This is a genomic window from Mesorhizobium sp., assembly GCF_005063415.1.
Taxonomy (GTDB): domain Bacteria; phylum Pseudomonadota; class Alphaproteobacteria; order Rhizobiales; family Rhizobiaceae; genus Mesorhizobium.
The window spans coordinates 4,894-7,614 of the sequence record NZ_SUEG01000009.1 but is presented as its reverse complement, the minus strand read 5'-3'; the positions used below and the strand labels follow the sequence as shown (position 1 = coordinate 7,614).

Annotated in this window: 2 protein-coding genes; both read left to right on the top strand. The window is 64.9% G+C overall.

Annotation, left to right across the window (positions count from 1 at the left end):
- The coding region (locus E5W70_RS04565) for an ATP-binding cassette domain-containing protein (RefSeq protein WP_292654476.1) at positions 1–568 on the top strand (568 nt) is incomplete at its 5' end.
- Complete coding sequence (locus E5W70_RS04560; protein ID WP_292654474.1) at positions 565–2,637, top strand: ABC transporter permease; 2,073 nt, start codon at positions 565–567, stop codon at positions 2,635–2,637. The genes E5W70_RS04565 and E5W70_RS04560, both read left to right, overlap by 4 nt.
- Positions 2,638–2,721: the final 84 nt, after the last annotated feature.

Sequence of the window (2,721 nt, the reverse complement as noted above, 5' to 3'; positions counted from 1 at the left end):
GTGGCTCGGCTCGCCCGCCGATGCGCTCAAGCCCAATATGGCAATCGGGCTGGTGCCCGAGGACCGCAAGACCGAAGGCCTGTTCCTGAAGCTCTCGGGCCGGCAGAATGCATCGCTGCCGGTCGTCGCACGCTTCACCCGGTTTGGCCTGATCAGAACAGACGAGGAGGCAAAGGCCGTACAGTCCGCCTTCTCGACCGTGGAGGTCGACCGCAGTGCCCTGTGGACGAGGGCAGGGGCGTTCTCGGGCGGCAACCAGCAAAAGATAGCTATTGCCAAATGGCTCGTCGCCGAAAGCCGGATCCTGCTGCTTTTCGATCCGACCCGCGGGATCGATGTCGGCACCAAGCACGAGCTCTACGTGATGATGCGCGACTATGTGGCGGCCGGCGGCTCGATCCTCCTGCATTCAACCGAAATTCCCGAGCTGGTCCATCAATGCGACCGGGTGCTCGTCCTCTATGACGGCCATCTGGTAGCGGAGCTTGGCGGCGACGAGATCACAGAAGGCGCGATCATGCGGCCGGCGCTTGGCCATGGGGAGTTGGTACGGGAGGCGGCGGAATGAGCGTGACGAGCTTGGCCGCCGCGGCACCGGCCGCGACATTGTCGCGGCTCCTCGCGCGGCATCGCGGCGCCATCATCGCGGCGATCGTCTTTGCGGCGCTCCTGCTGATCGTCGATCTGGTCAGTGCCGGGCGGCTCACTTATTTCGATATTTCGTTCCTATCGAGCGGCGGCGCCGCTTCCGCACTGGCGGCGATCGGCCAGACCCTGGTCGTCCTGTCCGGCGGTTTCGACCTGTCCGCCGGGGCGGTGATCTCACTGGTCAATGTCGTCCTGGCAAACGGCATGGATCCGATGGCGACCGGCACGAGTGTCGCGCTATGGACTTTGGCCGGAATTGGGGTCGGCATGCTGGTCGGCGCCTTCAACGGCTTCTTCATTGCCGTCCTGCGCATGCAGCCTATCGTCGTCACGTTGTCGACCATGTTCATCCTGCAGGGGGTAACGCTACTGGTCATGGACAAGCCCGGCGGCTTCGTCTCGCCCGATCTTGGCGCCTTCTATCTGGGTGATGCTATCGCCGGCTGGATACCGATGCCGCTGGTCGTCATCGGCGTCGTCCTGCTCGGCTGGTTCTGGCTCAAAGGCACACGCTTCGGCACGGCGCTTTATGCTGTCGGCAGCGATCCGGATGCCGCCGCCTCGGTCGGTGTGCGCGTCGTTCTTGTGCGCTTCCTGGTCTACGTCATCGCGGGCGGCTGCTATGGGCTTGCAGGCGTTTTCATCAGCGCCCAGACCGGCAGCGGCGATCCGCTGGTCGGCAACCCGTTGTTGCTGTCGATGTTCGCGGCAGTCGTGGTCGGCGGTACAAGGCTGGGCGGCGGCCAAGGTGGGCCGGTCGGCACCGTCTTCGGCGCCTACATCCTGATGATGGTCGTCAACATCCTGCTCGTGCTCAACGTCTCGGCCTACTATTCGACAATCGCCGAGGGCACGATCCTGATTCTTGCCGTGCTTGCCGGCTCGCTGTCGCATGGCTCCGTGCTGGCCCGCCAACTGCGTGCCCTGCGAGCTCGGCTGGCCGCGTGGCGCGCCGGGATGCTGCCCTCGCAGATCGATCGCACCGACCGGCGACTGAAAATTGCTCGGGGCAGCGCCGGCGAGCAGCAGGCGCCGCAGCCGGCCTTCCATGTCCGTAACGCCGAGACGCTGCGCTATGCGCTGCCGGCCTATGTCTGTCTTGCCATCGTCGTGATCGTCACCCAGATCTGGCTCGGACGCGCCATCATCAATTTTGGCTACTGGAATTCGCTGTTCGTGCTGTCGAGCTTCCTTGCCATCCTCGCGCTTGGGCAGGGCAGCGTGATCCTCACCGGTGGGCTTGACCTGTCGGTACCGTGGACGATCGGCCTTTCGGGCATCCTGCTTGCCGGCATGGTCAATGGGTCGGATGCTGCACTTGCATATGCGCTGCCGGCGGTGCTCGCCGTCGCTTGCCTCATCGGTCTCGCCAACGGCATCGGTATCGTCTTTCTCGGCATCTCGCCGATCGTTATGACGCTGGCCACCAACGGCATTCTGCAAGGTTTCGCTTTGCTCTACTCGCAAGGCACGCCGGCCGGCTTCTCCTCGCCGATGCTGCGCTGGTTCATGACCGGCAAGGTATTCGCCATCACGCCGGTGGTGCTGTTCATGATCGCCTTCGTCGTCTTTGCCGTGCTGCTGCTCGGCCGCACCGCCTTCGGCCGCCGCGTCTACGGCATCGGCAACAGCCTGCGCGCAGCCCAGCTCTCCGGCATCGCGGTCGGTCGCACGCTCATCCTCGTCTATGTGCTGTCGGCGGTCTGCGCGGGGGTCGTCGGCATCATGCTGACCGGCTTTTCCGGCCAGGCCAGCCTCGGCATGGGCGACGACTATCTGCTGCCCTCCATCGCCGTCGTCGTGGTCGGCGGTGCGCTGATCACCGGCGGGCGCGGCCATTACCTCGGCATGCTGGGCGGGGTGCTGCTCCTGACCGCATTGCAGATGCTGCTCGCCGGCACGACGCTGCCTTACGCGACGCGGGCGATCCTGTTCGGGCTGGTGGTGCTCAGTGCCGTCATGGCACTGCGCGAAAGGCGGATTCAGTGAAAGGGATGGAACAATGAGCTCAAGCGCACCGGCATCGGCGGACGAATTCCTGACCGGGCTCAAAGGGCAGCGCGTGCTGGTCAC

Excerpts from the sequence above, each read along its gene's own strand:
- E5W70_RS04560 (WP_292654474.1), top strand. The coding sequence starts at position 565 with ATGAGCGTGACGAGCTTGGCCGCCGCGGCACCGGCCGCGACATTGTCG.